General features: G+C 71.0%; 14 protein-coding genes. 7 read left to right on the top strand and 7 right to left on the bottom strand.

Translation table 11 applies throughout. From position 1 onward, the window contains the following. Nucleotides 1-2: 2 nt before the first annotated feature. From GUI43_RS29190 to GUI43_RS29180, 3 genes are read right to left on the bottom strand one after another with little or no spacing between them, the layout of a single operon-like run. Nucleotides 3-1,277 carry an ABC transporter substrate-binding protein gene (locus GUI43_RS29190; RefSeq protein WP_211326775.1) on the bottom strand — a complete coding sequence of 425 codons (1,275 nt, stop codon included), beginning with the start codon at nt 1,275-1,277 and terminating at the stop codon, nt 3-5. A 12-nt stretch (nt 1,278-1,289) separates the two neighbouring features. Next, nucleotides 1,290-2,915, bottom strand: a complete 1,626-nt coding sequence (locus GUI43_RS29185) for an FAD-dependent oxidoreductase (RefSeq protein ID WP_112700236.1) — start codon at nt 2,913-2,915, stop codon at nt 1,290-1,292. 20 nt (nt 2,916-2,935) lie between these two features. Continuing rightward, nucleotides 2,936-3,976, bottom strand: coding sequence for a LacI family DNA-binding transcriptional regulator (locus tag GUI43_RS29180; protein WP_211326774.1), 1,041 nt, complete (start codon nt 3,974-3,976; stop codon nt 2,936-2,938). A gap of 320 nt (nt 3,977-4,296) precedes the next feature. On the opposite strand from GUI43_RS29180, the gene GUI43_RS29175 reads away from it, so the two are divergent. Beyond that, entirely contained in the window at nt 4,297-5,325 is a 1,029-nt protein-coding gene (locus GUI43_RS29175; protein ID WP_112700234.1) for a glycoside hydrolase family protein, read from the top strand. Nucleotides 5,326-5,332: 7 nt separating this feature from the next. Here GUI43_RS29175 and GUI43_RS29170 read toward each other — a convergent pair whose 3' ends face one another. Continuing rightward, the gene (locus tag GUI43_RS29170) at nt 5,333-6,295 is read right to left on the bottom strand and encodes an AraC family transcriptional regulator (protein WP_112700233.1); all 963 of its coding nucleotides are present in this window, start codon (nt 6,293-6,295) and stop codon (nt 5,333-5,335) included. Nucleotides 6,296-6,510: 215 nt separating this feature from the next. On the opposite strand from GUI43_RS29170, the gene GUI43_RS29165 reads away from it, so the two are divergent. From GUI43_RS29165 to GUI43_RS29150, 4 genes are all read left to right on the top strand, one after another. Further along, a complete protein-coding gene (locus GUI43_RS29165) occupies nt 6,511-8,052 on the top strand; it encodes a flavin-containing monooxygenase (RefSeq protein ID WP_112700232.1) in 1,542 nt (513 codons plus the stop codon). A 115-nt stretch (nt 8,053-8,167) separates the two neighbouring features. Next, nucleotides 8,168-9,367, top strand: a complete 1,200-nt coding sequence (locus tag GUI43_RS29160; RefSeq protein WP_112605295.1) for a low temperature requirement protein A — start codon at nt 8,168-8,170, stop codon at nt 9,365-9,367. A 158-nt stretch (nt 9,368-9,525) separates the two neighbouring features. Continuing rightward, nucleotides 9,526-10,422 carry an acetyltransferase gene (locus GUI43_RS29155; RefSeq protein ID WP_112700231.1) on the top strand — a complete coding sequence of 299 codons (897 nt, stop codon included), beginning with the start codon at nt 9,526-9,528 and terminating at the stop codon, nt 10,420-10,422. 75 nt (nt 10,423-10,497) lie between these two features. Then, the gene (locus tag GUI43_RS29150; RefSeq protein WP_112700230.1) at nt 10,498-11,463 is read left to right on the top strand and encodes an alpha/beta hydrolase; all 966 of its coding nucleotides are present in this window, start codon (nt 10,498-10,500) and stop codon (nt 11,461-11,463) included. A gap of 65 nt (nt 11,464-11,528) precedes the next feature. Here GUI43_RS29150 and GUI43_RS29145 read toward each other — a convergent pair whose 3' ends face one another. After that, the gene (locus tag GUI43_RS29145) at nt 11,529-12,617 is read right to left on the bottom strand and encodes an aldo/keto reductase (protein ID WP_112700229.1); all 1,089 of its coding nucleotides are present in this window, start codon (nt 12,615-12,617) and stop codon (nt 11,529-11,531) included. 132 nt (nt 12,618-12,749) lie between these two features. Between GUI43_RS29145 and GUI43_RS29140 the strand changes: the two genes are divergently transcribed. Together GUI43_RS29140 and GUI43_RS29135 are read left to right on the top strand one after the other, a co-directional pair. After that, a complete protein-coding gene (locus tag GUI43_RS29140) occupies nt 12,750-13,361 on the top strand; it encodes a TetR/AcrR family transcriptional regulator (RefSeq protein WP_112588988.1) in 612 nt (203 codons plus the stop codon). 212 nt (nt 13,362-13,573) lie between these two features. Beyond that, nucleotides 13,574-15,229, top strand: a complete 1,656-nt coding sequence (locus GUI43_RS29135; RefSeq protein ID WP_112700228.1) for an ABC-F family ATP-binding cassette domain-containing protein — start codon at nt 13,574-13,576, stop codon at nt 15,227-15,229. A gap of 69 nt (nt 15,230-15,298) precedes the next feature. Here the strand turns inward: GUI43_RS29135 and GUI43_RS29130 are convergent, their stop codons facing one another. Further along, the gene (locus tag GUI43_RS29130) at nt 15,299-15,928 is read right to left on the bottom strand and encodes a DUF305 domain-containing protein (protein ID WP_112700227.1); all 630 of its coding nucleotides are present in this window, start codon (nt 15,926-15,928) and stop codon (nt 15,299-15,301) included. A 71-nt stretch (nt 15,929-15,999) separates the two neighbouring features. Beyond that, nucleotides 16,000-16,914, bottom strand: coding sequence for a DUF1996 domain-containing protein (locus GUI43_RS29125; protein WP_112700226.1), 915 nt, complete (start codon nt 16,912-16,914; stop codon nt 16,000-16,002). Between the last annotated feature and the right edge of the window lie 259 nt (nt 16,915-17,173).

Genomic DNA, 17,173 nt, shown 5'->3' with positions numbered 1-17,173 from the left:
CCCTACTTCGCCAACAGCGGGTTGATCGCCGAGCAGACCCCGTCGAGCACGCCCCGCACGTCCGCGTCGGCCTTCCACATCGGGTCCAGCGCCGACCGCACGGCCTGGCTCAGCTCGGCCTGCCCGGTGTGGTTGGGCTTCACCACCCCGTTGGCGATCCCGTCGATCACGACGCTCTGCAACTGCTCCGGCTTGAGCAGGGGATTGGTCTTGGCCAGCGTCGCCGCGGTGAGCAGCGGGGTACGCGGCGGCGGGAAGAACTGCGCCAGCTTGGCGGAGTTGGCGGGGTTGGTGAGGAAGGCCAGGAAGTCCGCGGCGACGGCGGCGTGCTTGCCCTTCTTCAACACGCCCATGCCGCCCTGACCGATCACCGAGTAGTTGCCCTTCGGTCCGGCCGGCAGCGGCACCAGGTCCCAGCCGAACTTCTGCTTATCCAGCAGCGAGGCCCGGGAGATCTGGGTGATCGTCATGCCGGCCTCACCGGCGAAGAAGTCGGCGGCGGTACCCGGGCCCGGCAGCGCCTTCGCGGTGAAGATCGCCTGGTGCAGGAAGGTCATCGCGTCGACCATCTCGTGGGCGTTGAAGCCGCAGGTCTTTCCGTCCGCGCTCCACGCCTGGGCGCCCCAGCCGGTCCAGATGGTGGAGAGGTTGTCCCAGCCCTTGTAGTCGAAGTCCCGTACCACCAGGCCCGCCTTGCCGGTCCGGGCGGCCACCGCCGAGGCGGTGGTCACCGCGTTCTCCCAGGTCCAGGCGTTGGCGGCGATCAGCTCGGCCGGGCTCTTCGCGCCGGCGGCCTTGACCAGGTCGGTGTTGACGAAGATGCCGAACGGTGAGGTGGAGAACGGGTAGCCGTAGAGCTTGCCGTCGGCCTGCCACAGCTTCGTCGCGGCCGGCGCCAGCTCGTCGAAGCCGTACCCGTCGGTCTTGCGCAGGGTTTCGTCCAGCGGCAGCAGCGCGCCCGAGGAGACGAAGTCGGGAGCCGCGTTCTCCAGGACCCAGGCCAGGTCGGGCGGGTTTCCACCGGCGATCTGGGTGGTCAACGTGGTGGTGTAGCTCTCGAACGGGATCGGGTCGAAGGTGATCTTCGCGACGTTGGGGTGGCTGCTCTGGTACTCCGCCGCGATGTCGTTGAACAGCTTCAGGTGTGCCTCGTTCGCCGACCAGGTGGTCATCCGCAGCGAGACCGGGCCGTCGGAGCCGGCGCTGTCGCCGCCGCCGCACGCGCTCAGGCCGAGCATCGCGGCGAGCGCGACGACGGCCGTCAACCGTTTCCTCATCAGGGTTCTCCCTCAGTAGCCGGCGATGTCGGGCCAGCGCAGCTCGACGCCCTCGTCGGCGAGGCGGTTCTGGAATTCGGCCAGCAGGCCGGGGGTGTGACGCACCGCGCGGGGAGTGACCCGGCGGGCCAGGCAGAAGTCCGCGAGCAGACCGGCGACCTCGCCGATGTTCCACTCCACGGGGTGCAGGCGGTACGAACCGTTGGTGATGTGGGTGGTGCCGATGTTCTTCCCGGCGGGCAGCAGGTTCTCCACCCGTCGGGGGATCAGGGCGCCGAGTGGGATCTCGAAGGGACACGAGGCCACGTCGACGTAGTTGTCCCCGCCGGTGGACGGGTGCAGGTCGATGCGGTACATGCCGACGCCGACCGCGTCCGGGTAGCTGACCGCGCCCTTGTCGCCGCGTACCGCCAGGGACAGGTCCTGCTCGACGACGGTGTACTCGGCGCGGATGCGCCGCGCCTCACGGATGTACGGGGCCTGGGCCAGACCGCTGTGCGCGACGTCGCCGCCGGTGCTGATGCCACCGGTGCCGGTGACGTCGCCACGCAGCCGCAGCCCGGGGAAGCCGGTCCCGCCGTCGGCGCGCGGCGCCTCGGTCTGCAGCCAGTAGAGCACCGACAGGGAGAGCTCCCGGGCCGCCGCGATCTGGTGGGCGGGGTCGGGCACGTCGATCAGCGGCTGCTCGAAGTAGTCGATCATCGGCCAGTTGACCAGGCAGATGTCGCTGTCGTAGCTGCCCGGGACGAAGCTGCGCCGAGCGGCGATCCGCCGGAAGGTCCACAGGTTGCCGTCGCCCGGGCTCAGCCGCTGGTCGGCCATCACCAGCCACGGGTCGTCGTCCGGGTTGGGGGTGAAGCTGCGCTCGGAGATCTCCAACGTGCGCGGGTTGGGTGAGCGGAAGGAGAGCATCCGGTCGCCCCAGAACGGCGGCTGGTACGCCCGCCAGAAGTCGTACCGGGCCGGCCGGTCGATGGTGTGGTCGCCGTCGACGTGGTCGACCGCGAAGCAGACCGAGAACGCCTGCATGTTCTCCGGCTGCGCCTCGTCCGGCGCGCTCGGCTCCCCGGTCTCGCCCCGCGACTCGAAGCCGGTGACGTACTCGGTGCCGGTCAATGGCAGCAGTTCGCCGGTCTCGGTGGCGTCCAGCACGTACGGCGCGACAACGTGCACCCGTTCGCCGCTGTCCCGGTGCGCCAGGGTCACCCCGGTCACCCGGTCGCCGTCGGTGTCGGCCCCCACCGGTAGGTACGGCTGGAGCAGCCGCAGCCGGCCGGCCCCCCGGTACGGCGCGAGCATCGCCTCCAGCACCGCCACCGCGACCCGTGGCTCGTGGCAGAGCCGGCTCACGTGCCCGGCCCCCGGGTTGAGCGCGGTGGCCTGGCGGGCCCGGTCGGTGAGCGGGTAGTAGGCGCGGTAGTAGTCCCGGATGCCGTCGCGCAGCTTGCGGTAGCTGGCGGTGACGCCGAACTGCTCGACCCAGGAGTGCTCGTCGGGCGGTACGGCCTGGCTGGTGAGTTGACCGCCGAGCCAGTCGTACTCCTCGCTGAGCACCACGGAACGGCCGGCGCGCAGCGCGGCGAGGGCCGCGGCGACGCCACCGAGTCCACCGCCGACGATCAGAACTTCGGCCTGCATCTCTGGCAAGAGCTGTCCTTTCACGGGGTCACCTTCGGCGGCGCGAGGGTGGCGCCGTCGACGGGCTGGCAGGGCACCAGCCGCTGCGGCACGGTTTCCGGGTCCGCCTCGAGCAGCCCGGTCAACACCTCGACGGACTGCCACCCCATCTCGCGGCGGGGGATGCGGAAGCCGGTGAAGTCGATGTCGGTGCTGGCCGGCCGGGTCGGGTCGCCGAGCGCCAGGATGGACAGGTCACCCGGGATGTCGAGGCCCCGTTCGCGGGCCAGCTGGGCGATGGCCACACCGTCGGCGTACTCCTCGACCACCGCCGCCGTGACGCCCGCCGCGAGCAGGGCGTCGAGCAGTTCCGCGGGGGAGCGGTCGGTGGTCGGCAGGTGCCGTGGCGTGCGTCCGGCCTCGTCGAGCGCGGCCCGGAAGCCGCGCATCCGGTCGGCGTGCGACTCGGGGCCGGAGCCCTGGCCCAGGTAGGCCAGCGCGGTGTGACCTGCCGCCAGTGCGCGGCGTACCACGGCGGCGGTGGCGGTCGGGTAGTCGGCGCCGACGTACGGCACCGGCCCGCCCGCGTCGTCGCGGCGGCCGACCGAGACGAACGGTTGGCCCTCGGTGACCAGCCGGGTCAGCTCGTCGTGGTCCAGCGATCGACCGAGCAGGACGCAGCCGTCGGCCAGGCGGAGCCGGTTGTCGTCGTGGAATATCCGCCGCCGGCCGCCCGCCACCGGCGCGCTGGTGAGCAGCAGCAGATCACAGCCGAGCCGTTCGGCGCACTCCTCGATGCCGACCAGGAACGGGTGGTAGAAGTCGCCGGTGCCGGTGGGAAAGACCGGCTCGTAGGTGAAGACACCGAGGATGCGGTTGTGCCGCGCGGCGAGCCGGCGGGCGACCGGGTCGGCGACGTAACCGGTGGTGCGGATGGCGTGCAGGACCCGTGCCCGGGTTTCCGGGGCGATCCTGACGTTGCCGTCGTCGCGGCCGTTGAGCACCAGCGAGACGGTCGCCTGGCTGACGCCTGTCATCCGGGCGATGTCGTGCTGGGTGACTCGCCTGCGCGAACCAGTCACGTTCCGTGTCCAATCGTTACCGGGGTAATACGCATTAGCGTCGGTGAGGTGAAATGGTGCGGCGCATCCGGCGTCGCCGTCAAGACCCTCGGGCGGAGAAGTTCTGCCGACGAAAGCCGCTCGATAATTCGTATTAGCACCTTGACGGTCGACTGAGGACCCGGCCAGACTCGTCGATGACGACCCCGGGCCACCGGCCAGGCAGCCACATCACCGACAGTGACGCTGGTTGCGCTCTCGTCAGTGCCTTCCGGGCCGCCGTCGCGCCACCACTCACGCTCCGCGATCGACGAGCGTCCCCTCACGATCGGAGACACCAGATGGCACACCCGTACCCGAATCCGCCCTCCGGCCGACCCACCGAGCTGAGCCGGCGCGGGCTGTTGCGTGGCGCGGCGCTGCTCGGCGCCGCCTCCGCCGCCGGCGGTGCCGGCACCCTGCTCCAGGGCGCGCCGGCGCTGGCCGGGCCGGCCGGTTTCCCCAGCTACCGGTACGTCCGTGACGCGTTCGACCGCCCACTGGCCTACAACCCCACCGGCGAAACGATCTTTCCCTGTGTACGCGGGGTCTACGACAAGATCACCGGCGCCAAGGGGCGGTACTACCTCTACTACGCCCCGCACGACGCGCCCGGCGGGATCTGCCTCGCCTACGCCGACCGGCTGGAAGGCCCCTACACCGAGCACCCCGGCAACCCCATCGTCGACCGGGTGCTACCGACCACGACGGTCAGCCACGTCTCGTCGCCGCACGTCGTCTGGAACGCCTCCAGCCGGGAGTTCTTCCTCTACTTCCACGGGGAGAACACCACCACCCGGGTGGCCCGGTCCCGAGACGGCATCACCTTCAGCGACGAGACGCCGATCCTGAGCACCAGGCTCGTGCCGAGCACCACCGAGACGTCGTACGCCCGGGTCTTCGAGCACCGGGTGACCGGGCTCGCCAACAAGTACGTGATGCTCTACATGGGAGCGCACACCGTTCGGCCCGGCACCCGGAAGATCTTCTGGGGTTGGTCGCCGAACGGCTGGGACCAGTGGCAGTTCGCCCCGGAGCCGCTGATCTCGCCGGCCGGCGACGGCCTGAGCGACATCTCCGCACCACATCTGCTCACCCGCAACGGCACCGCATACGTCGTCTACCACGGCGGTGACGGTCGAATGCACCTCACCGAGGTCGGCAACGGCTTCGACCGGGAGGTGCATCTCGGGGTGTTCCACAGCCCGATCGCCTCCGACAACGGTCGGGTCGCGTCACCGAGCTTCGGCACCGACGGCGGCGTGGGCTACCTGATCTACGAGGCGGGTCCACGCCTGGGCGCCCGGATCTGCGTGGCCCGGGCGGTCTGACCGGTCGTCACCGACGCAGGGTCGTGGACGGCGTCTCGCCGAAGCGGCTCCGGTACTCGGTAGCGAACCGGCCGAGGTGCACGAAGCCGTGTTGCAGGGCAACAGTCGTCACGGACGCCCCCGGGGCGGCCGAGCGGAGCGTGCGGTGTGCCGCGTCGAGCCGGCAGGCCCGCAGGTACGCGGTCGGGGTGGTCTGCAACTCACGGCGGAAACAGTCCTGCAGTGTTCGTACGCTCACCCGTAGTGCCTCGGCGACATCACCGACGGTCAGTGCCTCCCCGTGGTGTTCAGAGATCAGGGCGCAGGCCCGGCGGACGAGACGCCCGGGGTGGGCGTGCTGGCCCGGCTCGGCCAGCAGGTGGGAGTGGCTGTGCCGATGGGCCAGCAACAGCTTGCCGATGAGCCCCTGTTCGAAACGGGCGGCTACCTGCGGGTGGTCGAACAGGGACGCGTCGGCCGGCTGGGACAGCTCGTCGGCGAGGAACGCCACCCCACGCGCCCACGCCTGCGCGGTCGGCGTGGTCATGAGCATGCCGACGTCGAGGCGGACCGGGTCGTCCACCGGGTGGCCCAGCAGGCGGGCGAGTTCCCGGTCGACGGCCCGCCGGTCGGCGTAGAAGATCCGGTGCGGCGATCCCTCGGACCACCGCATGTCCGAGGAGTCGTACGGGGACAGCACCGAGGCGACGTCCGGGGTCGAGGTCACGGTCTGACCGGCGTGCCGGACCATCGTGCTGCCGGCACTGGGGATCTGGACGAGGTAGAAGGTCTCCAGCGCCGGCGGTTGGATGCGCACCGCCTGCCCGTAGTCCAGATCGATGACGCCCACCCCACCCGCCCGGCGAGCCGCCATCCGCAGTTGCACGCTGTGCACACCCGCCTGCGGGGTGAGCCGGTGTGGACAGAAGACGCGACCCACCTCGGCGCGAGCCCGGTCGACATCGTCCGTCCGGACCGTCACCGCATCCATCCGACACCTCCCGGGCGTCCCGTCGCGCTGACCGTAAGGCGCGACCGGCCCGGACCAGACCCGAAAGCCGCCGACCCGACAGGAAAAGGGTCCGGCTGCGTAGCGCGGACAGCGCCCGCGTCGAGCGGATAGCGACAGTCCCGGCCCGCTCGCTAGCGTGCGACCACCGCGGGCGGTCAGCGCCGGCACGGTTCGTACGTCCTTCGGAGGAGATCATGAGGATTGCCGTCGTCGGTGCCGGATTCGCCGGTGTGAGCGCAGCGAAGGTGCTGCGGCAGAGCGGATTCGACGTCACAGTGTTCGAGCGCGCGCCCGACGTGGGTGGGGTGTGGAGTCGTACCCGGCGATACCCCGGCCTGCACACCCAGAACGACAAGGGCACCTACCACCTCTCCGACCTGCCGATGCCCGCCGACTACCCGCAGTGGCCGTCGGGAGAGCAGGTCCAGCGGTACCTGGAGAGCTACGTGGAGAAGTTCGGGCTGTCCAGCGCGCTGCGCCTGTCCACGGAGGTCGCCTCGGCCGAGCTGGTCAACGACGAGACCGGGTGGCTGGTCACCTCGCGGCCGGCGGGTGCCCAGGACCCGCTGACTGTGGAACGGTACGACCACCTGATCGTCGCCAACGGCATCTTCTGCGACCCGTTCGTTCCGTCCTTCGACGGGCAGGCGAGCTTCACCGCCGCCGGGGGGCGCGTACTGGCGACGGGGGAGTTCCACGACATCGAGGCGGCCCGAGGTAGGAACGTCCTCGTGGTCGGGTACGGCAAGTCGTCCTGCGACGTGGCGGTCCCGGTGAGCGAGGTCGCCGCCCAGACCCACGTGGTGGCGCGCGAACTGCTCTGGAAGATGCCCCGCAAGCTCGGTGGTGCGCTCAACTACAAGTACCTGCTGCTCACCCGGATGGGTGAGGCGCTCTTCCGCTACCTGCACCTGAGGGGCTTCGAGCGGTTCCTGCACGGCCCGGGGAACGGTCTGCGTCGGCGCATGGTCGACAGCGTCGGCTCGGTCTCGACCCGGCAGTTCAAGCTGCGCGAGCTGGGTCTCGTGCCCAACGGCAGCTTCGAGGACATCGCCCGCAGCACTGTCAGCCTCGCCACCGAGGGCTTCTTCGAGCGGGTCACCGACGGTCGCATCGCCGTGCACCGGGAACAGGTGATCACCGAGTTGCTGGTCGACGGCGGCCGGCCCGCCGCCCGCCTGGCCGACGGCACTGTGCTCCCCGCCGACCTGGTGATCTGTGGCACCGGCTTCCGCCAGCACGTGCCGTTCTTCGACGACGCGTTGCACGCCCGCCTCCAGGACGACGCCGGCAACTTCATGCTCTACCGGCAGATCCTGCCGATCGGTGTGCCGCGGCTGACGTTCGCCGGCTACAACTCGTCGTTCTTCAGCCCGCTCAGCGCGGAGATGGCGGCGGTCTGGACGGCCGCGTACCTGCGGGGTGGTCTGACGCTGCCGACCGAGGTCCGGATGCGCGACGAGGTGCGCGCCCGGCTGTTCTGGATGACGAAGCGCACCAACGGACGGCACGCTCGCGGCACGAACATCATCCCGTTCTCGATGCACAACGTCGACGAGGTGCTGGACGAGTTGGGGCTCAACGTCGGCCCGCTGACCCGGGCCCGGCAGTGGCTGTTCCCCGTCGACCCGGGCTCGTACCGCAGGGTGACGGCACAGATGATCCGGCGTACCGCCGACCCGGTATCCGCCATCAGCGACGGAAACCCGGTGAAGATGGATAAAATACGCAGATAGGGATCAGGCGGGGCCGGTCGGCGAGGGAGGCTCGGGGACGATGGCAGCGGAACAGGGTCACCACAGTGGTGTGCCCGTGCCGGCGGCCCTGGCCGGCTGAGCTGTCTCGCCCTCCGTGCTGACGCGCACCGAGTTCTTTCGTGGGCTCGGGGACAGTAGGAGCCCACGCTCGGCCACCGTCCTGGAACTGCTGTTCGACATCGTCTACGTCTTCGCGCTGGCCCGCCTCGCCGGGCGGGTCGCGGACGACCTGACCATCGTCCGGCACACGCTGCTGTCCGAGGCGGGCCAGACCGTCCTGTTCTTCACGGCGATGTGGATGATCTGGTCGCTCAACGCCCTGCTGGCGAGCACCTACGACCCCCGTCGCCCCGATCTGCAGGCCGTCCTGCTGGCGACGATGTTCGGCACGCTGGTGCTGGCGGTCACCCTGCCGCAGGCCTTCGGCCAACGCGGCGTCGTCTTCGCCTGCACCTACGTCGCCATCCAGGTCGGTCGACCGCTCTTCACGTCGTTCGCCCTGCGGGGTCACCCGGGTCACGCGTTCGCGCTCCGGGTGCTGACCTGGCACCTGGCGTCCAGCGTGCTCTGGATCAGTGGCGGCATCAGCGGTGGTCTCGGTCGGGGCGTCTTCTGGACCCTCGCTCTCGCCATCGAGCTGATCGGCGCCGCCACCACCTACCCCCTGCCCCGGATGGGAAGGAGACAGCTCACCAGCTCGGGGGTCACCGTCTCGCAGGAGCATCTCGCCGAGCGGTACAACCAGTTCTTCATGATCGCTCTCGCCGAGGTGGTGCTCGAAGCCGGCGCCGCGGTCAGCTTCCCGGGCTTCACCACCGAGGGGACCATCGTCCTCGTCGCCTCGTTCGTGGTGGTCGTCTCGTTCTGGCGGATCTACTTCTACCACGTCAGATCCGGCCATGCCTCGACCCCGAGCGGCGAGGGGATCGAGCTGTCGCGGTGGGCGAGCTACAGCCTGCTGTTGATCGTCGGTGGCATCATCTGCACCGCCGTCGGCTTCGGTCAGGTCGTCGAGGACCCGCACCCGCCGATCGACTGGGCCCTGGTGGCCATCATCTTCGGCGGCCCGGTGCTGTTCCTGATCGGGCGGAGCGCCCTGGAGCGGGAGGACCGATCCGCGCCGCGGTGTCGGGCGCTGTACTACGGCGCGGTGGCGCTGGTCGTGGCGGCCCCGCCGATGGTGCTGCTCCCGCCGGTCGCCGTCGCGGCGGTCGCGGCGGTGATCCTGGCCGGCATCACCGTGTACGACCAGCGTGCCCACAAGCGTGGGTCGGAGACCAACCCGACGTTGTGACGACCCGTTGCGAGCCGGCGACCAGTCCGCGTATGGTCGTCGGGCACGCCGTCGAGCTGGAAGGAGGTCAGAACAATGTCCGATGTTCTGCGCCCCCTCCGCGCTCCGGCGTCCGCGCGGATCTGATCCGGGGCGCGCGCTTCCCGGAGGACCAACCCATGACTGATCTGGTCATCCGTCCGCTCGTCGCGGGCGAGGAAAACCTGTTCGACTCCATGCCTGATCCGCTGCCCCAACTACGCCAGGTCGCGTACACCGACGGGATCGCCGGCGGCGGCTACCGGCCCGAGAACACCTGGGTCGCACTGCGCGCCGGCCGGTTGGTGGGTCGGGCCGCCTGGCTCCTTCCGCCGGGCGCCGTCGGTGCCCCCTGGTTGGACCGGTTCGATCTGGACGCCGAGCCGGAGGTGGGCGCCGAGCTGCTGCGCGCCGCCCACGAGGCGCTGGGCGGTCCCGGTCTGTACTACGCCGCACTGCCGGCGCACTGGCGGCGTCGGCCCGAGGTGCTGGCCGTGGTGCGGGCGCCCATGGAGGCCGCCCGGCTCGCCGGGCTGGTCGAGCGGGGGGAGCGGCTCCGCTGTTCCTGGACGGGCACCCCGCTGCCGGCATCGTCCGGGAGGTACAGCTTCCGCCCACCCGTCGACGTGGCGGAGGTCAAGGCCCTGGTCGCCAGGGTCGCCGAGCCGGACGTGCTGACCGGCGTCGAGATCGCGCGGGTGGTCGGCGGCGTCGACCTCGCCACCGACCCGCTGGCCTGGTTGGGCGAGAACACCGAGGAGTGGCGCATCGCCCTGGCGGCCGGCAAGCCGGTCGGGCTGGTCGGCACGGCCGGGGACGCCTGCTACCCCCTGCTCGCCTATCTCGGCCTCCTCGACGAGGCGGCCCGGCCCGAGCTGTTGGCCGAGGCGGTCCGGGTGCTGGCCGCCGGCGGTGCCCGCGAGGTCATCGCCGATGTGGAATCGCACCGGGTGACCGTGCTGGCGGAGTTGGAGCGGACCGGCTTCCGGCAGTTGCGCTCCCGGGTCGTCTTCGCGCCGCCGAACAGTCAGGAATAGCTGACCGGGTGCGCCCGGTCACCCGGGCGCACCCCCTCAGCCAGCGTCGAGCGCGGCCCCTGTCAGCATCTGACCATGCCGGAGATCATCGCGCTTCTCATCGGCGGGTTGGCGCTCGTCGGGGCGGCGATCACCGGGCTCTACCTCTGGCCGGTGGGCCGCCGTGGCCTACGGGTCGCGCCGGCCCGACCGCTCGACTTCGACACGGCCACCCGTGCCGCCGCCGCCATCATCGCCGCCGAGACGGCCGATCCGGAGGTGCGACCGGAGTCGCGCAGCCGCTTGCTGAGCCACGGTTCCCGTACCGGCCGGGCAGTGCTGCTGTTGCACGGGTACACCCTCGCGCCCGAGCAGTACGAAGGGCTGGCCGAGGAGTTCTTCGACAGTGGGTACAACGTCTGGGTTCCCCGGGCGCCCCAGCACGGGACCGTCGACCGGCGGGCCCACCACCGGGTCGAGGCCGGTGAGCTGACGACGTACGCCGCGCAGGGGTGGGCCGTCGCGGCGGCTCTGGGAGACGAGGTCGGCGTCGTGGGGATCTCCGGCGGCGCCGTGCTGGCCGCCTGGCTGGCCCAGGTGCCGGGCAACGTCGTACGGCATCTGCTGTTGCTGTCGCCGTTCTTCGGTCCGAATCCGCGACAGGCGCCGGCCTACGCGGTGAAACCGCTGATCGTGCTGTACGGGCGTCGCGTTCTCCGGGATCGCGTCACGTCACGTGGTTATTCGCTCGCCGCCGTCACCCAGTACCTGACGATCGCCCGTACCCTGCCGAACCCGCCCCGGCGGACCGGTCTGCGGACCGCGGCGGTCGCGATCAGCCCGCTCGACGGCGTGGTGGACCTCAGGGCAGCGGTCGACGTGCCGCGCCGCATCGCCGACGCGAACGCGATAACGCTGCGGGTGTGCACCCTGCCGGAGACGTTGGGCGTCGAACACAACACCCTCAACCTGGGCGCCCACGGCGACGAGTGGCGCCGGCGGTACGTAGCGCTCTACGAGGGTGAGCCAGCGTCGACGACCGACGCGTCGACCCCTCGGTAGCGCCGCCGCCCCGCCCCCGCCCTGCGGGCAGGAGCGTGGCGGGCGCGATGGTGCCTGGCGAGGTTCTACTTGCCGTTGAAGACCGGAGGGGCGTAGCCGGTCGGCTTGTCGCCGATACCGAGGCCGGGGCTCACCACCCAGGACTGGTACTGCGGGGTGAACATGGAGTAGAGCAGCGGGACCTTCGGGGCGCTCGCCTCGTCGAGCCGGTGGCGGGCGTCGGCCGGGATCTCGAAGTCGAGCGCACCGAAGTTGCTGGCGAGCTGTCCGGGGCTGCTCGCTCCGATCACCACCGAACCGACGGCGGGCTGGGTGGCCACCCAGTTGATCGCTACCTGCGCCATGCTGCGTCCCAACTCGGCGGCCACGCTCTCCAGCGCCTCGATCACCTGCCAGTCGCTGGGGCTGATCTCCCGACCCGCGGCGTCGGGGTTGGTCAACCGGCCGGTCCCGGTCATGCCCTCGCCGGTGCGCCGGTACTTGCCGCTGAGCAGACCCCCGCCGATCGGGCTCCACGCGGTGAGCCCCATGCCCAGGGTCTGGGCCATCGTCACGTGCTCCGCCTCGATGTCGCGCGTGACCAGGGAGTACGGCAGCTGCACGTTGATCATCGGGGCCAGCCCGTGCGTCTCGGCGTAGCTCTGCGCCCGAGCCGCGTACCAGGCCGGTACGTCGGAGAGCCCGGCGTAGCGGATCTTGCCGGAGCGCACCAGGTCGTCGAAGGTGTGCACGACCTCCTCGACCGGGGTGATCCGGTCCCAGGTGTGCAGCAGGTACAGGTCGATGTAGTCGGTGCCGAGTCGGCGCAGCGACGCCTCCACGGCCCGCATGATGTGCTTGCGACCGTTGCCGCTGGCGTTCGGGTCGGACGGGTCGACGGTGTTGGTGGCCTTGCTGGTGAGCACGAGCCGTTCGCGGACGCCGGCCCTGTCGATCAGACGGCCGAGGATCTTCTCGCTCTCGCCAGCGGTGTAGAAGTCCGCAGTGTCGATGAAGTTCCCGCCCGACTCCAGGTACTGCCGGAAGATCGGCTCGGCCTCCTCCTCGGTCTTGCCGTACGCGGCGTGGAACCCGTCGACGCCGAAGTTCATCGTGCCCAGCGCCAGCCGGCTCACCCGCAGACCGGACCGCCCGAGCAGGTAGTAGTGGTTCATCGTGGTGCCCTCCCGATCGTGGTGCCGGCCCGCTGCGGACCGCGCGTTCCAGACCTTTGCTCGGCAAAAATGGACCTGCAAGTCCAAAAACCGGGATAGGGTTGGACCCACAGATCCAGACCAGGAGGTCTCATGACACGGGCGTTGACCCGCAAGGGCGAGGCGACCCGGGCGCGGATCGTCGCCGGTGCCGCCGCCGAAGTCCGCGAGCGCGGCGTCGACGAGGTGCGCCTCGAGGATGTGATGGCCCACACCGGCACCAGCAAGGGTCAGCTCTTTCACTACTTCCCGGACGGGAAGGAGGGGTTGCTGCTCGCGGTGGCCCAGCACGAGGCAGACCAGGTGCTCATCGACCAGGAGCCGATGCTGAGCAACCTGACGTCCTGGCCGGCCTGGCTCGCCTGGCGCGACCGACTGATCGAGCGGTATCTCGCGCAGGGGGTGAAGTGCCCCCTCAACGGTCTGCTCGGTCAGACCGGCCGGCGGGCGCCCGGCGCGCAGGCGATCGTGACCGGGCTCATGTGGCGCTGGCAGAAGGCGATCACCGAGGGCATCCGGCACATGCAGTCGACCGGCGACATCGACCCGGACCTCGACGCCGACCGGGCCGCCGCAGCGCTGCTCGCCGGCATCCAGGGCGGGGTGCTGCTGCTGCTCTCCACCGGAAAGATCGACCACCTCGAAGCCGTCCTCGACCTCACCATCGACTCGCTGCGGGCAGGCGCCCCGACGGGCGGGAGCTGAGCCGAGACCCGCGACGCCGAGTTATCCTTGCGCCCGAGTTTTCGGAGATCGGAGCAGACGTGGCAGGTGACGACGACATCTCCGGGTGAGCACCCGGACCGGCCGCCGACGGGCGCGTGATCGCGCCTCTGTCGCCGCGGCCTCCGTCGTCATGTCCTGCTTCCGCCGGGGTGCCGCTGCGCGCCCCGGATCGTCGTTCTCCGAGGTTCCCCATGTCTGTTCGACCTGCTCTCATCGCCCATGACCTCGTGCGGGTCCGCGGCGACCGCCGGGTGCTCGACGGCGTCTCCCTGACCGCCGCGCCCGGCCACCGGATCGGCCTGATCGGTGAGAACGGCACCGGCAAGACGACACTGCTGCGGGTCCTGGCCGGCGTCGACGTACCCGACTCCGGCACCATCACGCGCCCGCCGGACGTCGGCTTCCTGCACCAGGAACTGCCCTTCCGGACATCCGCCACCATCGCCGCCGTCCTCGACGACGCGCTGCGCGAGGCTCGCGTCGACCTCGCCGAGCTGGACCGGATCGGCGTCGCGCTCGCCGACTCGCCGGAGGGCACCGAGCAGCACGACCGGCTGCTGGCCGCGTACGGCGAGGTGCTGGAGCGGGCGCAGGACCGCGACGCCTGGGACGCCGACCGGCGTGCCCGGACGGTCCTCGACGGCCTCGGACTCGGCGGGCTGCCCCACGACCGCATGGTGGGCGCGCTCTCCGGCGGGCAGCGCGGCAGGCTCGCCCTCGCGGCGATGCTGATCCGCCGGCCGAGCGCGCTGCTGCTCGACGAGCCCACCAACCATCTCGACGACGCGGCGGCGGCGTTCTGCGAGGACCAGCTTCGTACCATGCCGGGGGTGGTCGTGGTGGCCAGTCACGACCGTGCCTTCCTGGACGCGGTCTGCACCGATCTCATCGACCTGGACCCGGCGGTCGACGGGCCGGTCCGCTTCGGCGGCGGCTACACCGCGTACCTGACGGCGAAGCGCGCCGAGGCGCAACGGTGGCGGCGGCGCTACGACGACGAGCAGGCGCTCCTCGGCGACCTGCGCGAGGCCGCAGCGGTGACCGGGCACCAGGTCGCCCACGGCCGGGGCCCGCGCGACAGCGAGAAGATGGGGTACGGGCACACCGCCGGCCGCGTCCAGAACCAGATCTCCCGTCGCGTCCGCGACGCAGTCCGTCGACTGGAGACGATCGAGCGCAACCCCGTTCCGGTGCCGTCGGAGCCGTTGCGCTTCCACGCGCCGGCACTCGCCGACAGCGACAGCGACAGCGACAGCGACAGGGTCATCGTCACGGCGGACCGGCTGGAGGTTCCCGGCCGACTGCGGGTGGCGCACCTGCAACTCAAGTCCCGCGATCGGCTGTTGGTGACCGGCCCCAACGGCGCGGGCAAGTCCACACTGCTCGCCGTGCTCGCCGGCCACCTGGCCGGTGTCGGAGCGCTCTGGCGACGACCGGAGCTGCGAGTCGGCCTGCTCGCCCAGGACACCGTCTTTGCGGATGCGCGGCGGACGGCCCGGCAGGTCTTCGACGCGACCGTCGGCGTGGAGCGGGCCGCTGTCGTACCGCTGTCGTCCCTCGGGCTGCTCGCCCCGGCGGACCTCGACCGCCCGGTGGCCGACCTGTCGGTGGGGCAGCGCCGTCGGCTCGCCCTGGCGGTGCTCGTCGCCGATCCGCCGGAGCTGCTCCTGCTCGACGAACCCACCAACCACCTCTCGCCGACGCTCTGCGACGAACTGGAGGAAGCCCTGGGCGCCGGCCCGGGTGCCATCGTCGTGGCCAGCCACGACCGCAGACTCCGCTCCCGCTGGCCAGGTCGAGAGCTCTCGCTTCCGGGAGCTGGAATGCCGTGCTCGGACCTGGGGTGAGTGACGACGACGGGCTGGGCCGGTGGTGGTCGCGCAGATCACGGCACCGACACCGGGAGTTCACCCGCCTCAGGTGGTCGGCGGGGCGGAGCCCGCTATCGTTGGCTCTGCGGGGTCGAGGTGATCGAGTCGTTCGAGGTCGGCGGTGCCGGACCGGACCACGGCCTCCGCCAGCGCGACGGTGGCCGGCTGGACCCCGTTCTGCTGCTCTGCGGTGGCGATCCGGACCGACTGTGCGAGATGCGCCCGCAGGTGCCCGACCAGCAGGCGGTGAAAGGGCTGCCCGCTGGCCGCCCGCAGCGCTGTCATCTCCTGCGCCGTGGCCATGCCCGGCATGTCGTGCCCCTCGTGCGGATTCGTCGTCGGGGCGGCGGCGTCGGCCAGTAGCCGGCGGGCGCGGTCCAGATCGGCCCGCCGGGTGCCAGCGACCTGAGTGGCCGTCCGCCGCCAGGCCGGGTCGGTGGTCCGCGCCGGCACCAGATCGAGTACGGGCAGCAGGCGTTCGGTCATCGCCACCGTCAGTTGCAGCCAGGCGATGTCGGTGGGGTTGAACGCCGTACCCGTGGGTGTCGGCGCGGCCGTCACCGGTCGCGCGGTCACGGGTGGTGTGGCGGTGCTGGCCCCGTCTTGTGGCCCGCCGGCGCAGCCGGCGACGAGCAGCACGGCGATGAGCAGGGTAAACGCCGTGGGCTTGCGCATCCGATCTCCCTTCCCAACCAGGGCGGCGGGCCCGGGTGACCGGACCCGCCGCAGTGGTGTGGAGCTGTCGCTCAGATCGGTCGGCCGTCGTGACCGCACTTGATGACGGGACGGATGCAGTCCTGGACGCGGCGGGCCAGCTCCGCCACCGGCCAGGCGTTGAAGAAGTCGCCGTGCATCGTGTAGCCCGGTCCGGAGGCCAGCCGGAACCGCGACGGGTCGCCGGTGACCGGGTACCGAAGCACCTGGCGCAACTTCGGCACGTGCACCGGGTGGGTGCTCGGGCAGGCCTGGTTCACCGGGTACGCCAGGTGGCTCTTGTGGTCCGGCGAGTCGAGGTCACGGCCGTTCCAGCACTGCGGGAAGTCCAGGTACGACTCCAGCATCGTGCCCGACGGGCAGTTGACGAAGTCCTTCGACGGTGGCACGTGCCCGGCGTGCAGGCAGGACCAGCGGGCGATGCTGTCGTTCGGCCCGGTGGCCTTCGCGTTGCCGGCGACGAGCCGCAGCCCCAGCGGGAACGGCTGGGTGTTCGCGACGACGTCGGCGCGCACGCCCTCGCCCAGGTAGTAGAACGTGGCGATCGCCGGCTCCACGGCGACGTTGTCCCGATACAGGGTCGGCACCCAGTACGACGAGACGTCCACCCGCGGGTTGCAGGTGGTGGGCGAGTTGACCAGGTCCGGGAGCGTGGTCCTGGCGTTCGTCACAGTGCTGCCGAAGAAGCTGTGCATGTGCGACGCCCCGGGCAGCCCGGGGAAGACGATCGGGTCGTCCGGCAGCCGGTGGCTGTAGGTGCAGTCGGCGGGGAACTCGGCGACCCGGATGGCGTTGGCGCCGAAGTCAGCGCCGGCTCGGCCGGGGGCGGCGTCGGCCCGGTTGGTGGTGGACACCAGGTACGTGCCGAGTAGCACCAGCAGGGCGCCGATCGCCGTGGCGAGGCGCAGTCGGCGGGGGATGCCGGAGAGGGGTGCGGCCCTGTCCATCGTGACTCCTGTCGGGGGACGGGTCAGGGACAGCTCCGGCGCCGCCGCCGAAGGCATCGGAGTTGTGCCTGGCCAGACTGGGTGGTGGCCGGTTGGGCCGGTGCGAGAGAGCGCTCTCACTGCTCCCAGCCTCACGCTGAAGTTGACAATTGTCAATACGTGCCGCAGTTGGTGGAAAAGACGCCGAAGGGCCGGGCCCCGTGGTGGGGTCCGGCCCTTCGGTGTGTGCTGGTGGTGTGTGGGTCAGCTGGTGGCGTAG

The sequence above is a fragment of the Micromonospora noduli genome (assembly GCF_003264365.1).
Classification (GTDB): domain Bacteria; phylum Actinomycetota; class Actinomycetes; order Mycobacteriales; family Micromonosporaceae; genus Micromonospora; species Micromonospora noduli.
This window is presented reverse-complemented; position numbering and strand designations above follow the sequence as displayed.

Coding starts and splice junctions, on each gene's coding strand:
- GUI43_RS29190 (WP_211326775.1), bottom strand. CDS start 1,277: ATGAGGAAACGGTTGACGGCCGTCGTCGCGCTCGCCGCGATGCTCGGC.
- GUI43_RS29185 (WP_112700236.1), bottom strand. CDS start 2,915: ATGCAGGCCGAAGTTCTGATCGTCGGCGGTGGACTCGGTGGCGTCGCC.
- GUI43_RS29175 (WP_112700234.1), top strand. CDS start 4,297: ATGGCACACCCGTACCCGAATCCGCCCTCCGGCCGACCCACCGAGCTG.
- GUI43_RS29170 (WP_112700233.1), bottom strand. CDS start 6,295: ATGGATGCGGTGACGGTCCGGACGGACGATGTCGACCGGGCTCGCGCC.
- GUI43_RS29165 (WP_112700232.1), top strand. CDS start 6,511: ATGAGGATTGCCGTCGTCGGTGCCGGATTCGCCGGTGTGAGCGCAGCG.
- GUI43_RS29155 (WP_112700231.1), top strand. CDS start 9,526: ATGACTGATCTGGTCATCCGTCCGCTCGTCGCGGGCGAGGAAAACCTG.
- GUI43_RS29150 (WP_112700230.1), top strand. CDS start 10,498: ATGCCGGAGATCATCGCGCTTCTCATCGGCGGGTTGGCGCTCGTCGGG.
- GUI43_RS29145 (WP_112700229.1), bottom strand. CDS start 12,617: ATGAACCACTACTACCTGCTCGGGCGGTCCGGTCTGCGGGTGAGCCGG.
- GUI43_RS29140 (WP_112588988.1), top strand. CDS start 12,750: ATGACACGGGCGTTGACCCGCAAGGGCGAGGCGACCCGGGCGCGGATC.
- GUI43_RS29135 (WP_112700228.1), top strand. CDS start 13,574: ATGTCTGTTCGACCTGCTCTCATCGCCCATGACCTCGTGCGGGTCCGC.
- GUI43_RS29130 (WP_112700227.1), bottom strand. CDS start 15,928: ATGCGCAAGCCCACGGCGTTTACCCTGCTCATCGCCGTGCTGCTCGTC.
- GUI43_RS29125 (WP_112700226.1), bottom strand. CDS start 16,914: ATGGACAGGGCCGCACCCCTCTCCGGCATCCCCCGCCGACTGCGCCTC.